The 16,996-nt window shown below is 73.0% G+C and carries 16 protein-coding genes; 7 read left to right on the forward strand and 9 right to left on the reverse strand.

Annotated features, from left to right (window positions below):
* Nucleotides 1-102: 102 nt before the first annotated feature.
* A complete protein-coding gene (locus tag ACIBEC_RS17110) occupies nucleotides 103-981 on the reverse strand; it encodes a hypothetical protein (protein WP_360502883.1) in 879 nt (292 codons plus the stop codon).
* A gap of 270 nt (nucleotides 982-1,251) precedes the next feature.
* Here ACIBEC_RS17110 and bioB point away from each other — a divergent pair, with 270 nt between their 5' ends.
* The 6 genes from bioB (at nucleotide 1,252) to ACIBEC_RS17140 (ending at nucleotide 9,004) form a co-directional block, all read left to right on the forward strand.
* Complete coding sequence (gene bioB / locus ACIBEC_RS17115) at nucleotides 1,252-2,487, forward strand: biotin synthase BioB (protein ID WP_360502880.1); 1,236 nt, start codon at nucleotides 1,252-1,254, stop codon at nucleotides 2,485-2,487.
* A 30-nt stretch (nucleotides 2,488-2,517) separates the two neighbouring features.
* Nucleotides 2,518-3,822 (forward strand): adenosylmethionine--8-amino-7-oxononanoate transaminase, encoded by a 1,305-nt coding sequence (locus tag ACIBEC_RS17120; RefSeq protein WP_360502877.1) that lies wholly within the window; start codon nucleotides 2,518-2,520, stop codon nucleotides 3,820-3,822.
* Complete coding sequence (gene bioD, locus ACIBEC_RS17125) at nucleotides 3,819-4,553, forward strand: dethiobiotin synthase (protein ID WP_360502874.1); 735 nt, start codon at nucleotides 3,819-3,821, stop codon at nucleotides 4,551-4,553. Before ACIBEC_RS17120 ends, bioD begins: the two co-directional genes overlap by 4 nt.
* A 77-nt stretch (nucleotides 4,554-4,630) precedes the next feature.
* Nucleotides 4,631-5,077 (forward strand): hypothetical protein, encoded by a 447-nt coding sequence (locus ACIBEC_RS17130; RefSeq protein WP_360502871.1) that lies wholly within the window; start codon nucleotides 4,631-4,633, stop codon nucleotides 5,075-5,077.
* 296 nt (nucleotides 5,078-5,373) lie between these two features.
* Nucleotides 5,374-5,817, forward strand: a complete 444-nt coding sequence (locus tag ACIBEC_RS17135; RefSeq protein WP_360502868.1) for a hypothetical protein — start codon at nucleotides 5,374-5,376, stop codon at nucleotides 5,815-5,817.
* Nucleotides 5,818-6,031: 214 nt separating this feature from the next.
* A complete protein-coding gene (locus tag ACIBEC_RS17140; protein ID WP_360502866.1) occupies nucleotides 6,032-9,004 on the forward strand; it encodes a BTAD domain-containing putative transcriptional regulator in 2,973 nt (990 codons plus the stop codon).
* Between the two features lie 295 nt (nucleotides 9,005-9,299).
* On the opposite strand, the gene ACIBEC_RS17145 is transcribed toward ACIBEC_RS17140, so the two are convergent.
* From ACIBEC_RS17145 to ACIBEC_RS17160, 4 genes are all read right to left on the reverse strand, one after another.
* Nucleotides 9,300-9,698, reverse strand: a complete 399-nt coding sequence (locus ACIBEC_RS17145) for a hypothetical protein (RefSeq protein ID WP_360502864.1) — start codon at nucleotides 9,696-9,698, stop codon at nucleotides 9,300-9,302.
* A gap of 97 nt (nucleotides 9,699-9,795) precedes the next feature.
* Nucleotides 9,796-10,194 (reverse strand): hypothetical protein, encoded by a 399-nt coding sequence (locus ACIBEC_RS17150; protein ID WP_360502861.1) that lies wholly within the window; start codon nucleotides 10,192-10,194, stop codon nucleotides 9,796-9,798.
* A gap of 446 nt (nucleotides 10,195-10,640) precedes the next feature.
* A complete protein-coding gene (locus ACIBEC_RS17155) occupies nucleotides 10,641-11,642 on the reverse strand; it encodes a winged helix-turn-helix domain-containing protein (protein WP_360502858.1) in 1,002 nt (333 codons plus the stop codon).
* A 237-nt stretch (nucleotides 11,643-11,879) separates the two neighbouring features.
* Nucleotides 11,880-12,545 (reverse strand): XRE family transcriptional regulator, encoded by a 666-nt coding sequence (locus ACIBEC_RS17160; protein ID WP_360502855.1) that lies wholly within the window; start codon nucleotides 12,543-12,545, stop codon nucleotides 11,880-11,882.
* A 165-nt stretch (nucleotides 12,546-12,710) separates the two neighbouring features.
* Here ACIBEC_RS17160 and ACIBEC_RS17165 point away from each other — a divergent pair, with 165 nt between their 5' ends.
* Nucleotides 12,711-14,147, forward strand: a complete 1,437-nt coding sequence (locus tag ACIBEC_RS17165; protein ID WP_360502852.1) for an aminopeptidase P family protein — start codon at nucleotides 12,711-12,713, stop codon at nucleotides 14,145-14,147.
* 100 nt (nucleotides 14,148-14,247) lie between these two features.
* Here ACIBEC_RS17165 and ACIBEC_RS17170 read toward each other — a convergent pair whose 3' ends face one another.
* From ACIBEC_RS17170 to ACIBEC_RS17185, 4 genes are all read right to left on the reverse strand, one after another.
* Nucleotides 14,248-14,397, reverse strand: a complete 150-nt coding sequence (locus ACIBEC_RS17170) for a hypothetical protein (RefSeq protein ID WP_360504006.1) — start codon at nucleotides 14,395-14,397, stop codon at nucleotides 14,248-14,250.
* Nucleotides 14,373-14,810, reverse strand: a complete 438-nt coding sequence (locus ACIBEC_RS17175; protein ID WP_360504004.1) for a GNAT family N-acetyltransferase — start codon at nucleotides 14,808-14,810, stop codon at nucleotides 14,373-14,375. Before ACIBEC_RS17175 ends, ACIBEC_RS17170 begins: the two co-directional genes overlap by 25 nt.
* Before the next feature lie 114 nt (nucleotides 14,811-14,924).
* Nucleotides 14,925-15,596, reverse strand: a complete 672-nt coding sequence (locus ACIBEC_RS17180; RefSeq protein WP_360504002.1) for a 50S ribosomal protein L11 methyltransferase — start codon at nucleotides 15,594-15,596, stop codon at nucleotides 14,925-14,927.
* Nucleotides 15,597-15,686: 90 nt separating this feature from the next.
* A complete protein-coding gene (locus ACIBEC_RS17185; protein WP_360504020.1) occupies nucleotides 15,687-16,955 on the reverse strand; it encodes a sugar ABC transporter permease in 1,269 nt (422 codons plus the stop codon).
* Nucleotides 16,956-16,996 lie beyond the last annotated feature (41 nt).

The raw sequence follows: 16,996 nt of genomic DNA on the forward strand, positions 1-16,996 counted from the left end.
GGGGTCCGGTTTTCCGGGCCCCCTTCGGCTTTCACCCTCGGCGGGCCCGTCCGGACGGAAGGGGCCACGAGCGGGGCCCGTCACATCCAACGAACGGGCCGGTCACATCCAGACGAACGCCGAGCCCGCCGCGTAGGAGAGCGCGCGGGTGGCCTCGTCCAGGGTCTGCTCGGTGCTGGGCGCTGCCGAGCCGGTCGGCGTCGGAGTCCCGGCGGCGGGTGCCCCCGTGGCGGGCGCGCCCGTGCTGCTCGGGGTGGAGGCGGCCGGGCGGCCGTCGCCGGTCCGCGAGCCGGTGACCGTCACGTAGTGCCCGACCGCCTCGACCCGCGGGTCGCCGCCCGGGTTGGCGCCGGCGGGCTGCGCGGGGGCGGCGGTGGCGTCCGCGAGGATGAAGGCGACCGATCCGGGCTTGGCCCGCAGGGCCTCGGCGGCCTTGACGGCGGAGGCCTGGTCGGGGAAGCGCAGCAAGGTGACGTTGCTGAGCACCGGGCGGTCCTGGCCGGTGAAGCTCACGGTCAGGTACGCCTGGCAGCCGCTGTCCTTCAGCGGGTCCTGGGCGCGGTCCTGGAGCACCTCGGCGCAGTTGTCGCCCTGCCGGGCCCCGTTGCGCCGGGCCTTGAAGGTGCCGACCTCGACCGGGCGCTGGGCCGGGAAGAAGTTGTCGACGTTGAGGCCCTCGGGGTCGGTGCGCGGCGGCGGGGAGCCCACCACCGGCGGCGTCTTCGCGGCGTCCTTGGCGGACGGGCCGAGCCCGGGTATGTAGTCGCCGGGCATCGGGCGGGTGATGATCCATCCGCCGGCCACGACCACGCCGACCACGACGACCCAGCCCACCGCCCGACGGCCGGTCAGCCGTCGGCCCCGCCTGGGACCGGCCCCCTCGGCGACCTGCTGTCCCGCCTGGCCTGCCCGGTCTTCCTGCCCTGCCCGGCCTTCCCGGCCTTCTCCCGGAGTCGGGGTGCGCTCCCCCTGCGTGGTCATGGCGCAGATTCTAAGCATCCCGGGGGTGGCGTGGGTCACGGGGGCGGGGGTTGTGGATCATCGTCCGCGCCGGGCTTGCGCTCCGCTCCCGTACGGCCCGTCCACCCCCGACCGCTACCCGCCGGTAACCTTCGTCCGGCGTCCGCGTCAAGCTCGTGACCAGCGGCGGAGCCGTGACCTTCGACACTGTGGCAATCGGCACATCCTCACACCGATCTTCTGGCGGGTTTGCTCTGGCGCCGCTCGATCACCAGCAGGCAGGATCGCCCCATGGATCTGCTCGATACCCTCACCGCCAAGGGCCTGCGCGGCGACGTCCCGACCCGCGAGGAGGCCCTGGCCGTCCTCGCCACCACCGACGACGAGCTGCTCGACGTGGTCGCCGCGGCCGGCAAGGTGCGCCGACGCTGGTTCGGCCGCCGGGTCAAGCTCAACTACCTGGTGAACCTCAAGAGCGGGCTCTGCCCGGAGGACTGCTCGTACTGCTCGCAGCGGCTCGGGTCCAAGGCCGAGATCCTCAAGTACACCTGGCTCAAGCCGGACCAGGCCGCCGACGCCGCCCGCGCCGGGGTGGCCGGCGGCGCCAAGCGGGTCTGCCTGGTGGCCAGCGGCCGCGGCCCGACGGACCGCGACATCGACCGGGTCACCGACACGATGGCCGCCATCAAGGACGCCGACCCCGCGGTCGAGATCTGCGTCTGCCTCGGCCTGCTCTCCGACAACCAGGCGGAGCGGCTCAAGGCGGCCGGCGCTGACGCCTACAACCACAACCTCAACACCTCCGAGAGCACCTACGGGGCCATCACCAGCACCCACACCTACGCGGACCGGGTGGACACCGTGCAGAAGGCCCACGGCGCGGGCCTGTCCGCCTGCTCCGGCCTGATCGCGGGCATGGGCGAGAGCGACGAGGACCTGGTCGACGTGGTGTTCGCGCTGCGCGAGCTCGGCTCGGACTCCGTTCCGGTCAACTTCCTGATCCCCTTCGAGGGCACCCCGCTCGCCAAGGAGTGGAACCTGACCCCGCAGCGCTGCCTGCGTATCCTGGCGATGGTCCGCTTCGTCAACCCGGACACCGAGGTGCGGATCGCCGGCGGCCGCGAGGTCCACCTGCGCACGATGCAGCCGCTCGGCCTGCACATCGCCAACTCGATCTTCCTCGGCGACTACCTGACCAGCGAGGGCCAGGCCGGTCAGGCCGACCTCGACATGATCAAGGACGCCGGCTTCGAGGTCGAGGGCGCCGGCGAGGCCACCCTGCCGCGCCACCGCGCCGACATCGCCGACGCGGCCCAGGCCACCGGAGGCTGCGGCACCGCAGCCTCGGCCTGCGGCAGCGGCGGCGGCTGCGGCCCGTGCGGCGGCCACTCCCACGCCCCGGCGGAGGCCACCACCGCCCCGGCCGAGCCCGCCACCCCGGACGGCTCGGAGGACGACGAGCTCCGCAGCGACCTCGTCAAGGTCCGCCGACGCGGCGCCGGCACCGAACTCGCGCCCAACGCCTGACCGTTCCACCGCTCTGGAGAGTCGCCCACCATGCCCCAGCTGTCCGCGGACACGCTGCTCACCCTCGACCGCGCCCACGTCTGGCACCCGTACGGGCCGATGCCCGGCACCGTCACCCCGTACGTGGTCGAGTCCGCGTCGGGCGTACGGCTGCGCCTGGCCGAACCGGTCGCGGGCGGCCGGCGCGAGCTGGTCGACGGGATGTCGTCCTGGTGGGCGGCGATCCACGGCTACCGGCACCCGGTGCTGGACGAGGCCGTACGCGAGCAGCTGGGGCGGATGAGCCACGTGATGTTCGGCGGGCTCACCCACGAGCCCGCCGTGCGGCTGGCCGCCAGGCTGGTCGAGATCACCCCTGAGCCGCTGCAGCACGTCTTCCTCGCCGACTCGGGCTCGGTCTCGGTCGAGGTCGCGATGAAGATGTGCCTGCAGTACTGGCAGTCGATCGGGCGGCCGGGCAAGCGCCGGCTGCTGACCTGGCGCGGCGGCTACCACGGCGACACCTTCCACCCGATGTCGGTCTGCGACCCGGACGGCGGGATGCACCACCTGTGGGGCGGGGTGCTGCCCGGCCAGCTCTTCGCGCCGCAGCCGCCGGCCGGGTTCGACGCCCCGCTCGACGCCGAATACGCCGCGCAGTTCGAGGAGCTGATGTCGCGTCACGCGGACGAGCTGGCCGCCGTCATCGTCGAGCCGGTGGTCCAGGGCGCGGGCGGCATGCAGTTCCACTCCCCCGCCTACCTGCGGATGCTGCGCGAACTCTGCGACCGGTACGGGGTGCTGCTGGTCTTCGACGAGATCGCCACCGGATTCGGCCGCAGCGGCGCCCTGTTCGCCGCCGACCACGCGGGCGTCTCCCCGGACGTGATGTGCCTCGGCAAGGCCCTCACCGGCGGCTACCTGACCCTGGCCGCCGCACTGTGCACCGGCGAGATCGCCGACGGGATCAGCCGCGGCGAGATGCCGGTGCTCGCGCACGGCCCGACCTTCATGGGCAACCCGCTGGCCTGCGCCGCCGCCAACGCCTCGCTGGACCTCCTGCTCGGACAGGACTGGGCGGTGCGGGTCAAGCGCATCGAGGGCGGGCTGCGCGACGGCCTCGCGGCAGCCGCGACGGTGCCGGGTGTCCACGACGTACGGGTCCAAGGCGCCATCGGCGTCGTCCAGTTGGACCACCCGGTGAACGTCCCGGCGGCGACCGAGGCGGCCGCCCGGGAGGGCGTCTGGCTACGCCCCTTCCGCGACCTGATCTACACGATGCCCCCCTACGTGACGGAGGACGAGGACGTGGCACGGATCGCTGCCGCCGTGACCGCCGCGGCGGTGGCGGGATGAGCGCGCGCATCCTCTTCGTGACCGGGACGAACACGGACGTCGGCAAGACCGTCGCCACGGCGGCTGTCGCCTCGGCGGCGCTACAGGTCGGCCGCAGGGTCGCCGTGCTCAAGCCGGGCCAGACCGGTGTGACCGCCGAGGAGCCGGGCGACGCCGCTGAAGTCGCCCGCCTGGCAGGCGAACTGACGCTCCGCGAGCTCGTCCGCTACCCCGAGCCGCTGGCCCCCGACACCGCCGCCCGGCGGGCCGGGATGCCGTACCTCTCCCCCGCCGAGGTGGTGGCCGAGGTCGCCGAACTCGCCGCCACGCACGACCTGGTGCTGGTCGAGGGCGCCGGCGGCCTGCTGGTCCGCTACGACGACGAGGGCCGCACCCTCGCCGACCAGGCCCGGGCCGTCCTCGACGCCGGACTCGACGCCGAGGTCCTGCTCATCGCCTCCGCCGGACTCGGCACGCTCAACATCGTCTCCCTCACGGCGGAGGCCCTGGCGGCGCGCGAACTCCCCCTCACGGGCGTCCTCGTCGGCTCCTGGCCCGCCGCCCCCGGCCTCGCCGAACGCTGCAACCTCGCCGACCTGCCGCGCTCCGCCGGCGCCCCCCTGCTCGGCGCCCTGCCGGAACGCGCGGGCTCGGCCGAGGACTTCACCGCCATCGCCCGCACCTCCCTCGCCCCCGAGCTGGGCGGCAGCTGGAACGCGGAGCACTTCGCACACCTCCACCAGCCCGAATAGGCCCGGCTTCGCTCGAAGGTGTGATCTCTGCGCCCGAACCATGGGTACGGGCACTACGGCTCAATACCGTTCCTTCCATGACAGACGGGCTCACCGTGGACGAGGCCCTGCGGGCCTTGGCCGCCCTGGAGGCGGCGTGGAAGGACGACGACGAGGCGCTGTCCGCCCTGGCGGCGGGCAGCGCCCAGGAACAGCCGCTGCCGGCGCTGGTCGCCGCGTACGGCGAACACGCGATGGACACGCTGATGGCGCTGGCCTTCGGGCTGCGCTCCACCATGAGCGACGAGGAACTCGCCGAGATCTCCGATGCGGTCAGCTCCAACATCGGCGCCCGGATGAGCGCCCTGCTCACCCAGACCCTCAAGGCCTGGGGCACCCTCGCCGACCCGGAAGACTTCGCCATCACCAAGATCATCGCGCACACCGTGATCGACGCGATGCGGGCCGTCACCGAAGACCCCGGCAGGACCGAAGTCCTGCCCCTGCTCGCCACCTTCCGCAGCTACGCCCTCAACGACAGCTGAGAACCGTACGATCCGGCGCGGGCGTCGAACCCGCTCGACGCCCGCACGCGTCGGCTCCGGATCCAGAGCACCGACTGCCCTTGTCGGCCCGGTGCGGCCCCAGTTGGTGTGTAATCACGCTGAGTCGGGGGCACACCGGCGTGGGCGAGGGGAGATCCTGGCGGACGAGCTGCAACCAACCGATCCGCGGCAGGTGGGGCGGTACCGGATCACCCGCTCCGCCGATCACCGCCTGGCGTCCGCCACCGGTCGCCCACCCGATGCCCGGCGCCGTGGCCGCTCCGACGGTCTCTCCAGTGGTCTCTCCGCCGGTCACGCCGCCCGCGGGCGCGGCCCCACCGGTCCGCAACGTCTTCCCCTTCTGGATTGCCATCGCGGCACTGGCACTCGCCACGGTCCTGCCCCCGGTCGAAGGGTCATCGGTCGCCATCACGAGCCTGGCCCGCGGCTCCTGGCCGGTCGTCGCGGCCGTCGCACTCGGCGTCGGCACCTGCGCGGCAGCGTTGTTCCTCTCACGCCGCACCCGCACGCTTCCCGTCCCACGCTGGCCCCGGTACGTACACGCTCTCGCCGCCGTCCTCAATACCGGGCTGTTTCTCTACTACCTGGACAGGATTGCCATGGCACGGGGCTTCGACACCCTCAGCTCCGGCGCCTACAGCTACGGCCTCGGAGCCGCGATGCTCATCCACGGCCTCGTCCGGTTCCCCACCTCGACGAGGCGTGAACGCAAAGACTGAGCGCGAGGAAAGAGCCGGATCCGTGCCCTCGCAAGGACTTACGATTGGCTCTCATTCCGTACCCGCCCCAAGGAGTTCCACGCCGTGTCTCCCATCGCGCTGGTCACGCCCAGGTCCTGGCCGAAGTCCTCGCACAGCGTGTGGCAGTGGCAGTCGTTCCTCGCCGGCGTCAAGGCAGGCGACTCCGGTGCAATCTGACTTATCCTCAACTCCGGTGCCGCTGAGCTTCGCGGTGCTCGGCGCGCTGCGAGTGCAGCGCGCCGGTACCGCCCTCGATCTCGGGACTCCGCGGCAGCGGGCGGTGTTGGCCGCACTTCTGTTGCGGCCCGACGCGGTTGTGACGGTCGATCAGTTGACCGACGACCTCTGGGGCGACCGGCCGCCCGGTTCGCCCGTCGTCACCTTGCGGTCGTACATCTCGCAGCTGCGCAAGCTCCTGGAGCCGGTGCGTGAGACGCCCACCGTCCTGCTGTCCCAGGCCGGCGGGTACCGGTTGGCGATCGACGCGGACCGCGTCGACCTGTCGCGGGTCAAACAGCTGCAGGAGCTGGCCGGGAAGTGCTTCACCGAGCAGCCGGAGCGTGCCCGGGGTCTCCTGGCGGAAGCGCTGTCGCTATGGCACGGGGAACCGCTCCTCGACCTGCCGGGGCCGCTCATGCAGCGCGAGCGGGAACGGCTTTCGGAGCTGCGTCTCACGCTCCTGGAGGAGCGCCTCGCCCTCGACGTGACGATCGCCGATCCCGCCGCCTACCTGCCGGAGCTTGAAGCACTCGCCGACGCCCACCCGTTCCGCGAGCGCCTGCAAGGTCTGCTCATCCGCGCACTGCACCGGTTGTCCCGCACGCCCGAGGCCCGCGCGGTCTACGACGCGCTGCACTCGCGGCTGGTGGACCACCTGGGGATCGAGCCGGGGCCCGAGCTCGCCGCCCTGTTCCACGAGCTCGACGGAAGCGGAGCACCGGACCAACTCCCCCCGGCACCACCGTACTTCACCGGCCGACACGACCACGTCGCCCAGATCGGCCAAGCCCTGACCGCACAGACCGGTCCGGGCCTGCGGCTGGTGACCGTGACCGGCATGGCCGGGGTCGGGAAGACGGCCCTCGCCGTGCAGGCCGCGCGCACCGTGAGCCCCGACTTCCCCGACGGCAGCCTGTACGCGGACCTGCGGGGCGCCGACCTGGTCCCTGCCAGCCCGTCCGACATCCTCGCGGAGTTCCTGACCACGCTGGGCGTCCGGCCGTCAGCCGTACCCAAGGACCTCGCGGGCAGGTCCGCCCTCTTCCGAACCGCCAGCGCCGGCAAGCGACTTCTCATCCTCCTCGACAACGCACGCGACGACGCCCAGATCCAGCCCCTGCTCCCCGGCTCGTCGGACTGCGCGGTCGTGGTCACCAGCCGGACGGTGCTCTACAGCGTGCCGTCGGTCCTGAACGTTCCGCTGGACGTGTTCAGCGAGCACGAGGCGATCGGCCTGCTCGACTCCGTCATCGGCACGGCGCGCCGGTCCGCGCAGAGCGGCCAGGCCGAGCTGCTGGTCGAGGCCTGCGGCCGGCTCCCCCTGGCCGTACGGATCGCCGCAGCCCGACTCGCCGCGACTCCACGCCAACCGATCGCCGATCTCGTCCAGCGCCTGGCCGAGGACCGTGAGGGCATCGCCGCGCTCCGCACGAGCGACCTCGCCATCGAGCAGGTCTTCGACCTCAGCTACCGCCTGCTCCCACCACCCCTGGCGACGGCCTTCCGGCTGCTCTCCTGGGTGGAACCGGACATCGGCCTCGCGTCGGCGGCCGCGGTCCTCGCCCTGACGGAGGACCAGGCGGAGCGGCTCGCCGAATCGCTGGTCGACCAGGCGCTGCTGGAGTCGATGAGCGCCGGTCGCTACCGCTTCCACGACCTGGTGCGTGCCTTCGCCCGCCGAGCCTCCCTGCGGCTCGGCGACGACGAGCGGACCTCGGCCCACCACCGGCTGCTGACCCTGCTGCTCGGCCGCGCCCGGACGGCCTTCGCCCTCGCCGTACCCGGCGACCCCGTGGCCGACGTCTTCGGCGAGCCGAGCCCGCCGGCGACCCCCCGGCCGAGCCCACAGCCGCCCTCCCCGTCGAGCCCCCAGCCCACCCCACCGGCGACCCTGCGCCCGCCCGCCCGATCACCCTTCAGCGACCTGGCGGACGCCCGCCGGTGGGCACGGACCGAGACACCCGGCGCCGTGGCACTCGCGGCCGCCGTCGCCACCGCCGCCCTGCGCGATGCGGAATGCGGCACCGCCGTGCGATCGGCCATCGACCTGCTGATCGCCCTCAGCCCGCTCGGCCTGGGCGCCTTCGGCGGCCGCGCGGAGGAGGCCGCCCGCCTCCTCATCACCGCCGCCGTCGCATCCGGCGATCGCGCCGCGGAGGGCCGCTCCCGGTTCCTCCTGGGCACGATCCTGCTGGCCCGTGCCCGGCTGGACGAGGCAGGCACACAGGCCCGCCAGGCCGCACAGGCCTGCCAGGACGCCGCCGACCTGCCCGTTCTCCGGCAGGCGCTGAACGACCTGGGCCTGATCGCGCAAGCCGAGGGGCGGCACGAGGAGGCGATCGCCGCGTTCGACGAGGCGGCGGCTCTCGCCCGGCGGCTCGGCCACCGTTCGGGCGAGGTGGCGAGCACCGCGAACGCGGCCCTGTCCCGGATCCGCAGCGGCCACGCGGCAACCGCGGCAAAGACCTGCCGACTGCTCCTCGCCGAACCCGCCGGCGGAACCTCCGACCCCGCGATGACCGCGTACGTGCACTACGTCCTCGGCCTCGCCTACCAGGTGCTGGACCGACTCGACGACGCCGCCGCGCAGATGCGTTCCTGCATCGACTGCGCGAACCCCGCCCGCGACCTGGACCGCGAGTCGGCGGCCCGCAGCCGCCTGGCCGACCTCCTGCGCCTGCTCGGACGGGTCGACGAGGCCGTGCAGGAGGCGGAGCGGGCACTGGCCCTGGCGACGGAAGGCGGGCGACAGCGCGAACGCGCCCTCGCCCACCTGGTGTCGGCCAATGCGATGACCGCCCGTGGCGACCACCGCGCGGCGCGGCATCACGAGGCGGAGGCCCACCTGCTACTCAGCCGGCTGAGCGCTCCTGAGTCCGCCGACGCGAAGCTGCTGCTGACCGCGCTGGCCACCGCCGATCGCGCCCTCACCTGCTGCGAGGAATGACGATCACAAGGCCGGTCCCGTTCCACGCGACCGTGCTCGCCAGACAGTGCACGTCGGCCGACCCGCCGCAGGCCTGCACCGGCGGCTCGGCCGCCGAGCCGTGCCGCCCGGGATCTCCCGCGACCACGGCGACGGCACCCATCACCGACGCCAGGACCGCCGCACCGGCAACCACCGCGCGGACAACAACCTTTCGACCCACTGAGGACGCTCCTTACTCGTGTCCGACCAAGCGTCCGAACCCTCGCAGGAGTCGGTAGACAGCCGATCAACACGACGACGGTGCCCTGATGCCTCAGCCGCCTTCCCGGACCATGAACGGGCCGGTCTTCCACCCCAGGCGGGCCGGCCCGCCACTGGGCCAGTCCTGGTTCAGGTGGCGGCGGTTGTGGCCGAGGGCGCCCAGGTCGAGGGGGCGCAGGCTGCCGGATACCAGGCCGGCGGCCTCGGCGTCGGTCAGCGGCATGATGGTGTTGTACTGCGCGTCGTCGCCGCCCCGCCAGTCGATGAACTCGGTGAAGATCCAGACGAACCGCTGCGCGCAGGCCCGGCAGCGCCGGACGGCGACGGAGAAGTGCGAGTCGTCGACGACCTCCGCCTCGCGCTCGAACCCGTCGCCCTGACGCTCCCACGCCTCCCGCGCGTCCTCGCCGTAGCACAGCGCGCAGCCGAACTCGCTGATCGCTTCGCTCATCCCGTCCCCCTGGTCCCCGCGGTCGTCCCCAGGGGCCCATTATTCCGACAGGCATTTCCGCAGGCCGGGCCGGGGCTTCAGCGGGCCTCAGCAGGCCTCAGCTGGCTTCCGCGACCCTGAACGTGCCGGAGTTCCAGTGGAGGCCGGCCGGGCCGCCGGTGGGCCAGTCGTGCTCCAGGCGGCGGCGGTCACGGCCGAGGGCGCCCAGGTCGTGCGGGCGCAGTGTGCCGGATACCAGGCCGGTGGCCTCGGCGGTGGTGAGCGGCATGACCGTCACGTACTGGGCGTCGTCCCCGCCCATCCAGTCGACGGACTCGGTGAAGATCCAGACGAACCGCTGCGCGCAGGCCCGGCAGCGCCGGACGTCGACCGAGAAGTGCGAGCCGTCCACCACCTCGCTCTCCTGCTCGAACCCTTCCCGCTGCCCCCGCCACACGGCTTGCGCGTCCTCGCCGTAACAGGTCGCGCAGCCGAACTCCATCATCGGCCTTCTCATCGGTCGACTCCTTGTTCCGCCTGTTCCGCGAACGTCCCGTCGCGGCCCATGATGCCCGGACCGGCGGCGGCCGGCAGTGGTTCGCCGATCATCGCCCGGCGCCGGTCCCGGATTTCCCCGGGGGCGGCCGACGGACCGGCCACCGGATCGTGTCAGCCGGAGCCGCGTCCCGCAAGAGCACTCATGGCCCGTACGCAGGCCTGACGCCCCGCCGGGCCCACCGCGCACACCGGGGCACCGGACGCCGAAAGCACCGCGCCGTCGCGCACAGCAAGCCCAATGAGGCTGGTCGGACGCGAACCCCGGCGGAGGAACAATTCACCGACCATTTCCTCACCGTTCACATACGGGGGAGGAAGGCGAGGAGAGGAGTGGCGAACCGATTGATGCCCGGCAAGTCCCCCGTCTCTCGTACCGGCCTACCGTGTGGGTGCCCGGCCGTGCGGTCAGGCGGCGGGGGCCGGGGGTGCCGGGTTGTCGACGAGGAGGTCGTGGCCGACATCGGTCAGGGTGTGGCGGACCTGTTTGCCCTGGCGCTGGGTGACGATCAGGCCGGCTCCGCGCAGGGCGGCAGCGTGCGCGGAGGCGGAGGGCGGGGTGACGCCGAGTTGGTGGGCGAGTTCGGTGGTGGAGCAGGGGCTGCCCGCGATGGCGCGCAGGACGCGGGCCCGGGCGGGGCCGAGGACGGCGGCGAGGCCGTCTGCGGTCGGCGGACGGGACGGCGGCTCGGCAGTCGGGGCGCCGACCGGGTGAAGCAGCACGCTCTGGCGGTTCTGGTCGGCCAGCAGGCCGATGCCGTGCTGGAGGAAGTAGTTGGGTCGCAGTTCCAGGCCCCGGCCGCCCAGTTCGAAGGTGCCGTCCAGATCGGCGATGGTGCACTCCAGCACTCCCTCGTCCCGCCAGACCGCGTTCGGGTGCAGCGAGTCGAGCATCGCGCCGATCCCGGAACGACCGGTGGTGCGGCTGTGGGCGGCGATGTCGGCTTCCAGGACGCGGCGGATCTCGGGCCAGTCCGGGGCGAGGCAGGAGCGGAACAGTGCCCAGGCACCGTCGCTGACCTCGCGCAGGCCCCGGGTGCCGTCGTCGCGCAACCGGGCGAGGGCGGTGGGGAGTTCGGTTTCGCTGCCGAACATCGCGAGGTCCTGCTCGACGGCCTGTTGCGGTACGGCGAGGATCGCGTCGAGCTCGTCGGTCAGCTGCCGGCGCACGGCGTCGAGGTCCGCTGCCATGAAGCTGGGAACGCCGATCGCGCTCGCGTTGACGAGGTCGAGGAAGCGCCCGGCCCGGTGCGGCACATGGCGGCGGACCCCCCGCCACCAGCGTTCGCTGCGCAGCCCGACGCAGTCGTGCACGCCGAGGCGCGCGGCTCCGGTCATCAGGTGGTCGAGCGGTGAGATGACGAACCGGGTCTTCGCGAGGTCCGCGACCCCGAACCTCAGTGTGATCACGAACCCTCCCCCGGCTCTTGCAACCACTGTGACCTGGCCCGTTCTTGACCATTAGGCCCAGAGGCTAATGCATGGCCGCCCGCCCGCCGCGCTTGGCATGCTCTCCCGGGTCGGCGCGGATCGGCGCGGATCGGCGGGGCGGAGTCCCGCTCCGGCCCCCACCACGAGGGGAGTGGGGGCCGGAGCACCTCGTTCGGTATTCCGAACAATGCGGCTCGGGCACCGACCCGCAGCCGATCAGTGCCGGTGCCCGAGCGAGGGCCCGGACGCCGATCCCAGCGCGGGCCGCGACACGGACTGCAGGGCCGGCTCGTCCGCCGCGTCGGCGAGGTGCAGCCGCTGCTCCGCGCGGTATTGCAGCAGGAGCACCGAGCGGACCGGCTCGCCGCCCACGGCGGTGTAGGAGTGCGGCAGCGTGGCGTCGAAGCCGACGTAGTCGCCGGGGCCGAGTTCGACCTCGCGGCGGCCCGCCCGGACCCGCAGTCGGCCGGCCTGGACGATGGTGTGCTCCGTACCGATGTGGCCGCCGGAGATCTGGGTGCCGTCGGTGCGTACCTGCTGGTCGTAGACCTCGAACACCACGTCCCCGGCTTCGATCCGGCGCAGCGGGCGCAGGTCGACGCCCCGGCCGCTCAGCACCTCGGCGTCGGCCGCCCGCACCACGGTCACCTCGTCGGCGGGCCGCGCCTCCACCAGGTCGGAGATGGGCACGCCGAGCTCCCGGGAGAGTCCGAGCACGGTCTCCAGGGTGGGGTTGCCGGCCCCGGACTCCAGCTGGGAGAGCGTGGCCTTGCCGATTCCGGCCCGCCGGGACAGCTCGGACAGGGACAGCCCGCGCTGTGCCCGCACCCGCTTCAGGTTGGCGGCGAGCACGCCCCGGACGGATTCCTCGGCGTCGTTCACGCTCGACCTCTTCTCTCCCGGCACTTGTTCGATATACCGTACGGGACGCGTGCCGACGGACGAGGCAGCGTAGCGAAGCACGTCGCATCCACCACCCCTCCGCCGCCTTCCACCGCCGCCCACCACTCCTCCACCGCCGTCCACCACCCTCGCCAGGAGACCGTAGTGACCGAGCCCGCCGACACCATCAAGTACCGGAAGAACGGCCTCACGCGCGGCGTCACGGACGAACTCGCCGAGAACATGAAGCAGGGCTGGGCCGACACCGAGCGCACCGCCCTGGAGCCGGTCCCGCAGGCGGTGCACACCGCGCGCCGCCGCGCCGAGCTGTCCGCCGCCTTCCCCGGCGAGCTGCTGGTGGTCCCGTCCGGCAACCCCAAGGTGCGGGCCAACGACACCGACTACCCGTTCCGCCCGTCCTCCGACTACGCCTACCTGACCGGCGACCAGTCCCAGGACGCGGTGCTGGTGCTGGAGCCCACCGGTGAGAGCGGGCACACCGCCGTCCTCTACCTGCGCAACCGCTCGGAGGTCGACAACGGCGAGTTCTGGCTGGACACCCACGGCGAGCTGTGGGACGGCCGCCGCAACAGCCTGACCGAGAGCGAGCAGCTGCTCGGCCTGACCTGCCGGGACGTGCGCGCGGTGCACGCCGACCTGCGCGCGGCGACCGGCCCGGTGCGCGTGCTGCGCCGCCACGACGCGGGCGTGGAGGCGGCCCTGGCGGGCCGGGCGGTCGCCGCGCGGGACGAGGAGTTCGAGGTCTTCCTGTCCGGACTGCGTCTGGTGAAGGACGAGTTCGAGATCGCCGAGCTGCGCTTCGCCTGCGCGGCCACCGCCCGCGGCTTCGAGGACGTGGTGCGCGTCCTCGGCACCGACACCGAGACGGCGGAGCGGCTGATCGAGGGCACCTTCTTCGTCCGGGCCCGGGTCGAGGGCAACGACGTCGGGTACGGCACCATCGCCGCGTCCGGCCCGCACGCCACCACCATGCACTGGGTGCGCAACGACGGCCACGCCAAGCCCGGCGACCTCCTGCTGCTCGACGCGGGCGTGGAAACCAACCACCTGTACACCGCCGACATCACCCGCACCCTGCCGGTCAGCGGCCGCTTCACCGACCTGCAGCGCAAGGTCTACGACGCCGTGTTCGCGGCGCAGGAGGCCGGCATCGCCGCGGTGAAGCCGGGCGCGGACTTCCGCGACTTCCACCGCGCCGCCCAGCGCGAGCTCGCCGAACACCTCACCTCCTGGGGCCTGTTCGGCGACCTGACCGCCGACAAGGTGTACGAGCTGGGCCTGCACCGCCGCTTCACCCTGGCCGGCACCGGCCACATGCTGGGCATCGACGTGCACGACTGCGCCCACTCCCTCACCGAGGTCCACGTGGACGGCCCGCTGAAGCCGGGCATGGTGCTGACCGTCGAGCCGGGCATCTACTTCCAGCAGAACGACCTGACGGTGCCGGAGGAGTACCGCGGCATCGGCGTGCGGATCGAGGACGACATCCTGGTCACCGAGGACGGCAACGAGAACCTCTCCACCGCCCTCCCCCGCCGCGCCGACGAGGTCGAGGCCTGGCTGGCCGCCCTGCGCGGCTGAAACGCCCGCGCCGTCGAGCGCCCGCACGGCTGAGAACGACAACACGGCTGAAAACGGCAGCGCGGCACCCGGGGAACCCGCCCCGGGTGCCGCGCACCGGTCACTTCAGCTTGCCCAGCGCCGTGCCCACCCGGGCCACCGCCTCCACGACCTCCTTGGACTGGCGGGCGGTGAAGCAGAGCCGGTAGAACCCCGGGGCGGGGTTGTGCGTGACGCCGGACCGGGTCAGGCCTCCAGCGGCTTGACCCAACGGCTCCACTGCGGCTCGGGCCGGTAGCCGGCGGCCTGCCAGGTGCGGTGGCCGAGGGCGTTGTCGTCCAGCACCATGGCGTCGATCCGGCGGCCGCCGAGCGCGACGAAGCGCTCCTCGGCGGCGGCCAGCAGGGCCGCGCCGATGCCCCGGCGGCGGTGCTCGGGGTCGACGGCGAGGCGGTACAGGTGGCAGCGCCAGCCGTCCCAGCCGGCGATCACGGTGCCGAGGAGGGTCGCCGGGTCGTCGGCGGGGGTGGCGACGATCAGGCACGCGGGGTCGCGGGCGAGCAGCGCGGCCACGCCCGCCTCGTCGTCCGTGATGCTGGTGCCCTTGGCTGCTCTGGCCCAGAGGGCGAGCAGGGCAGGGATCTCGTCGGGGGCGGCGGGGCGCAGGGCGATCTGGTCGGTCATGCGGGCCTGTCTAGCAGCCGTTCCCGCCGCTGCGCCGGGAATTCCGCGGGCCGGACGCGCCGGGGAAAGGCCGGGGAAGGGCCGCCCCCGCCGGAGGTACCGTCAGCCGAGCCGTCAGCCGAGCCGCCACACCGTGGTGGTCTTGACGGCGGTGTCCTCCAGGTCCGCGACCACCGGCACCTGGTACGCCGCCACCGCCGTGAACCGCTCCCGTGGCAGGTAGGCACGGCCGGGGTCGCCGACGATGACGGTGGCGCCGCGCGCGGCGGCCCGTTCCAGGAAGGGCAGGAAGCGGGCGGCCATGGCCCGTTCGTAGAAGACGTCGCCCGCGAGCACCACCTCGGCGGGGGCGCCGTCCCCGTCCACCAGGTCGACCAGGGCGCCGTCCACCCGTACCCCGTTGGCCTCGGAGTTGAGGCCGATCGCGGCCACCGCGTAGGCGTCGATCTCGGCGGCGCGCACCGAGGTCGCGCCGCGCAGCGCGGCGGCCACCCCGACCAGTCCGGACCCGGCGGCGACGTCCAGCACCGTTCGGCCCGCCACCAGGTCGGGGTGGTCCAGCACGTAGCGGGTGACGGCCACGCCGCCCGCCCAGGCGAAGGCCCAGAACGGCGGCGGCAGTCCGGCCTGCCCGCGCGCCCGCTCGGTGGTCTCCCAGAGGGCGATGGCGTCCTCGGCCATGTGCAGGCTGATCTCGGGCACGAAGGGGACGGGTTTCAGCTCGGTCTCGCGCCGGATGAAGGCGAGGTCTTCGACCGGCTGAAGAGTACGCAGCTCACTCGGCATGTCCGCAGCATAGAGCCCGCGCGGCGGTGCTCACGCCCGCGCGGGCCCCCAACCGCCCGCGCGGGGGTGCTGACGCCGCCGCCACGGTACTCACGCCCGGCCGGCGGCCTTCTGGGTGCGCCGGGCCAGCGAGTCGACCACGACGGCGGCCAGCAGCACCGCACCGGTGATCATGAACTGGATGGCGTTGCTCAGGCCCTGGATGTTCATCCCGGACTGGATCGAGCCGATCACCAGCGCGCCGAGCAGCGCGGACCAGGTCTTGCCGCGCCCGCCGAACAGGCTGGTGCCGCCGATGACGGCGGCCGCGATGGCGTTCATCAGCAGGTTGCCGCCGCCGGAGGTCTGGCTGGCTGACTGGATCTGCGCGGCCAGGAACAGGCCGCCGACCGCCGCCATCGTGGAGCAGATGGTGAACACGGTGATCCGGATCCAGGCCACGTTGATGCCCGCGCGCCGGGCGCCCTCGATGTTGCCGCCGAGCGCGAACACCTGGCGGCCGTAGGAGGTGCGGCGCAGAGCGAAGTCCAGCACCACGATGAAGATCAGGAAGATCAGCAGCGCGAGCGGCAGCCCCTTGTACTGGTTGAGCGTGTAGGCGGCGAGGAAGCCGACGATCGCCAGCAGGACGGTCCTGAGCACGATGTCGGTCATCGGGCGGGACGGGACGCCCGCGGCCTGGCGCCGGCGGGCGTCGAACAGCGAGGCGCCCAGGAACAGCAGGACGCCGATCGCCGCCGTGCCGTAGGCGGCGATCTCTTGGCCGTAGATGGTGCTGTAGAGCCGGGAGACGATGTCCGTGCCGGGGAGGTTGACGGTGCCGGTGCTGCCGAGGATCTGCAGCATCAGGCCGTTCCAGCCGAGGTTGCCCGCGAGGGTGACCACGAAGGCCGGGACACCGACCTTGGCGAAGAAGACGCCCTGGATGCACCCGACCACCGCGCCGCCGACGAGGGCGGTGAGCAGCGCGAGGTACTGGTTGACGCCGTCCGTGACGCTCAGGACGGCGTAGATCGCCGCGCACAGTCCGCTGACCGAGCCGACCGACAGGTCGATCTCGCCGAGCAGCAGGACGAAGACCACGCCGATCGCGATCATGCCGGTGCCGACGATCTGCTGCGACAGGTTGGAAAGGTTCTGGGCGGACAGGAAGCTGCTGTTCAGACTTCCGAACACGGCCCAGATCACGATCAGGGCCAGCACCACCGGCACCGAGCCGAGTTCACCACTGCTCAGGCGGCGGCGGAACTCGCCGAGGTAGCCCTTGACGCCCTCCTGGCGCACGATCAGCCGGGGGTCGACCGCGGGGGTGGCTTGGGCCGCCACCGGCACCGGCGCGTTGACGCCGCCCGTGGGCATGCTGTCCTCGGGCAGCGGGACGTGGTGGCGTTCGGGCTCGC

This window comes from Kitasatospora sp. NPDC051164 (assembly GCF_044455625.1).
Taxonomy (GTDB): domain Bacteria; phylum Actinomycetota; class Actinomycetes; order Streptomycetales; family Streptomycetaceae; genus Kitasatospora.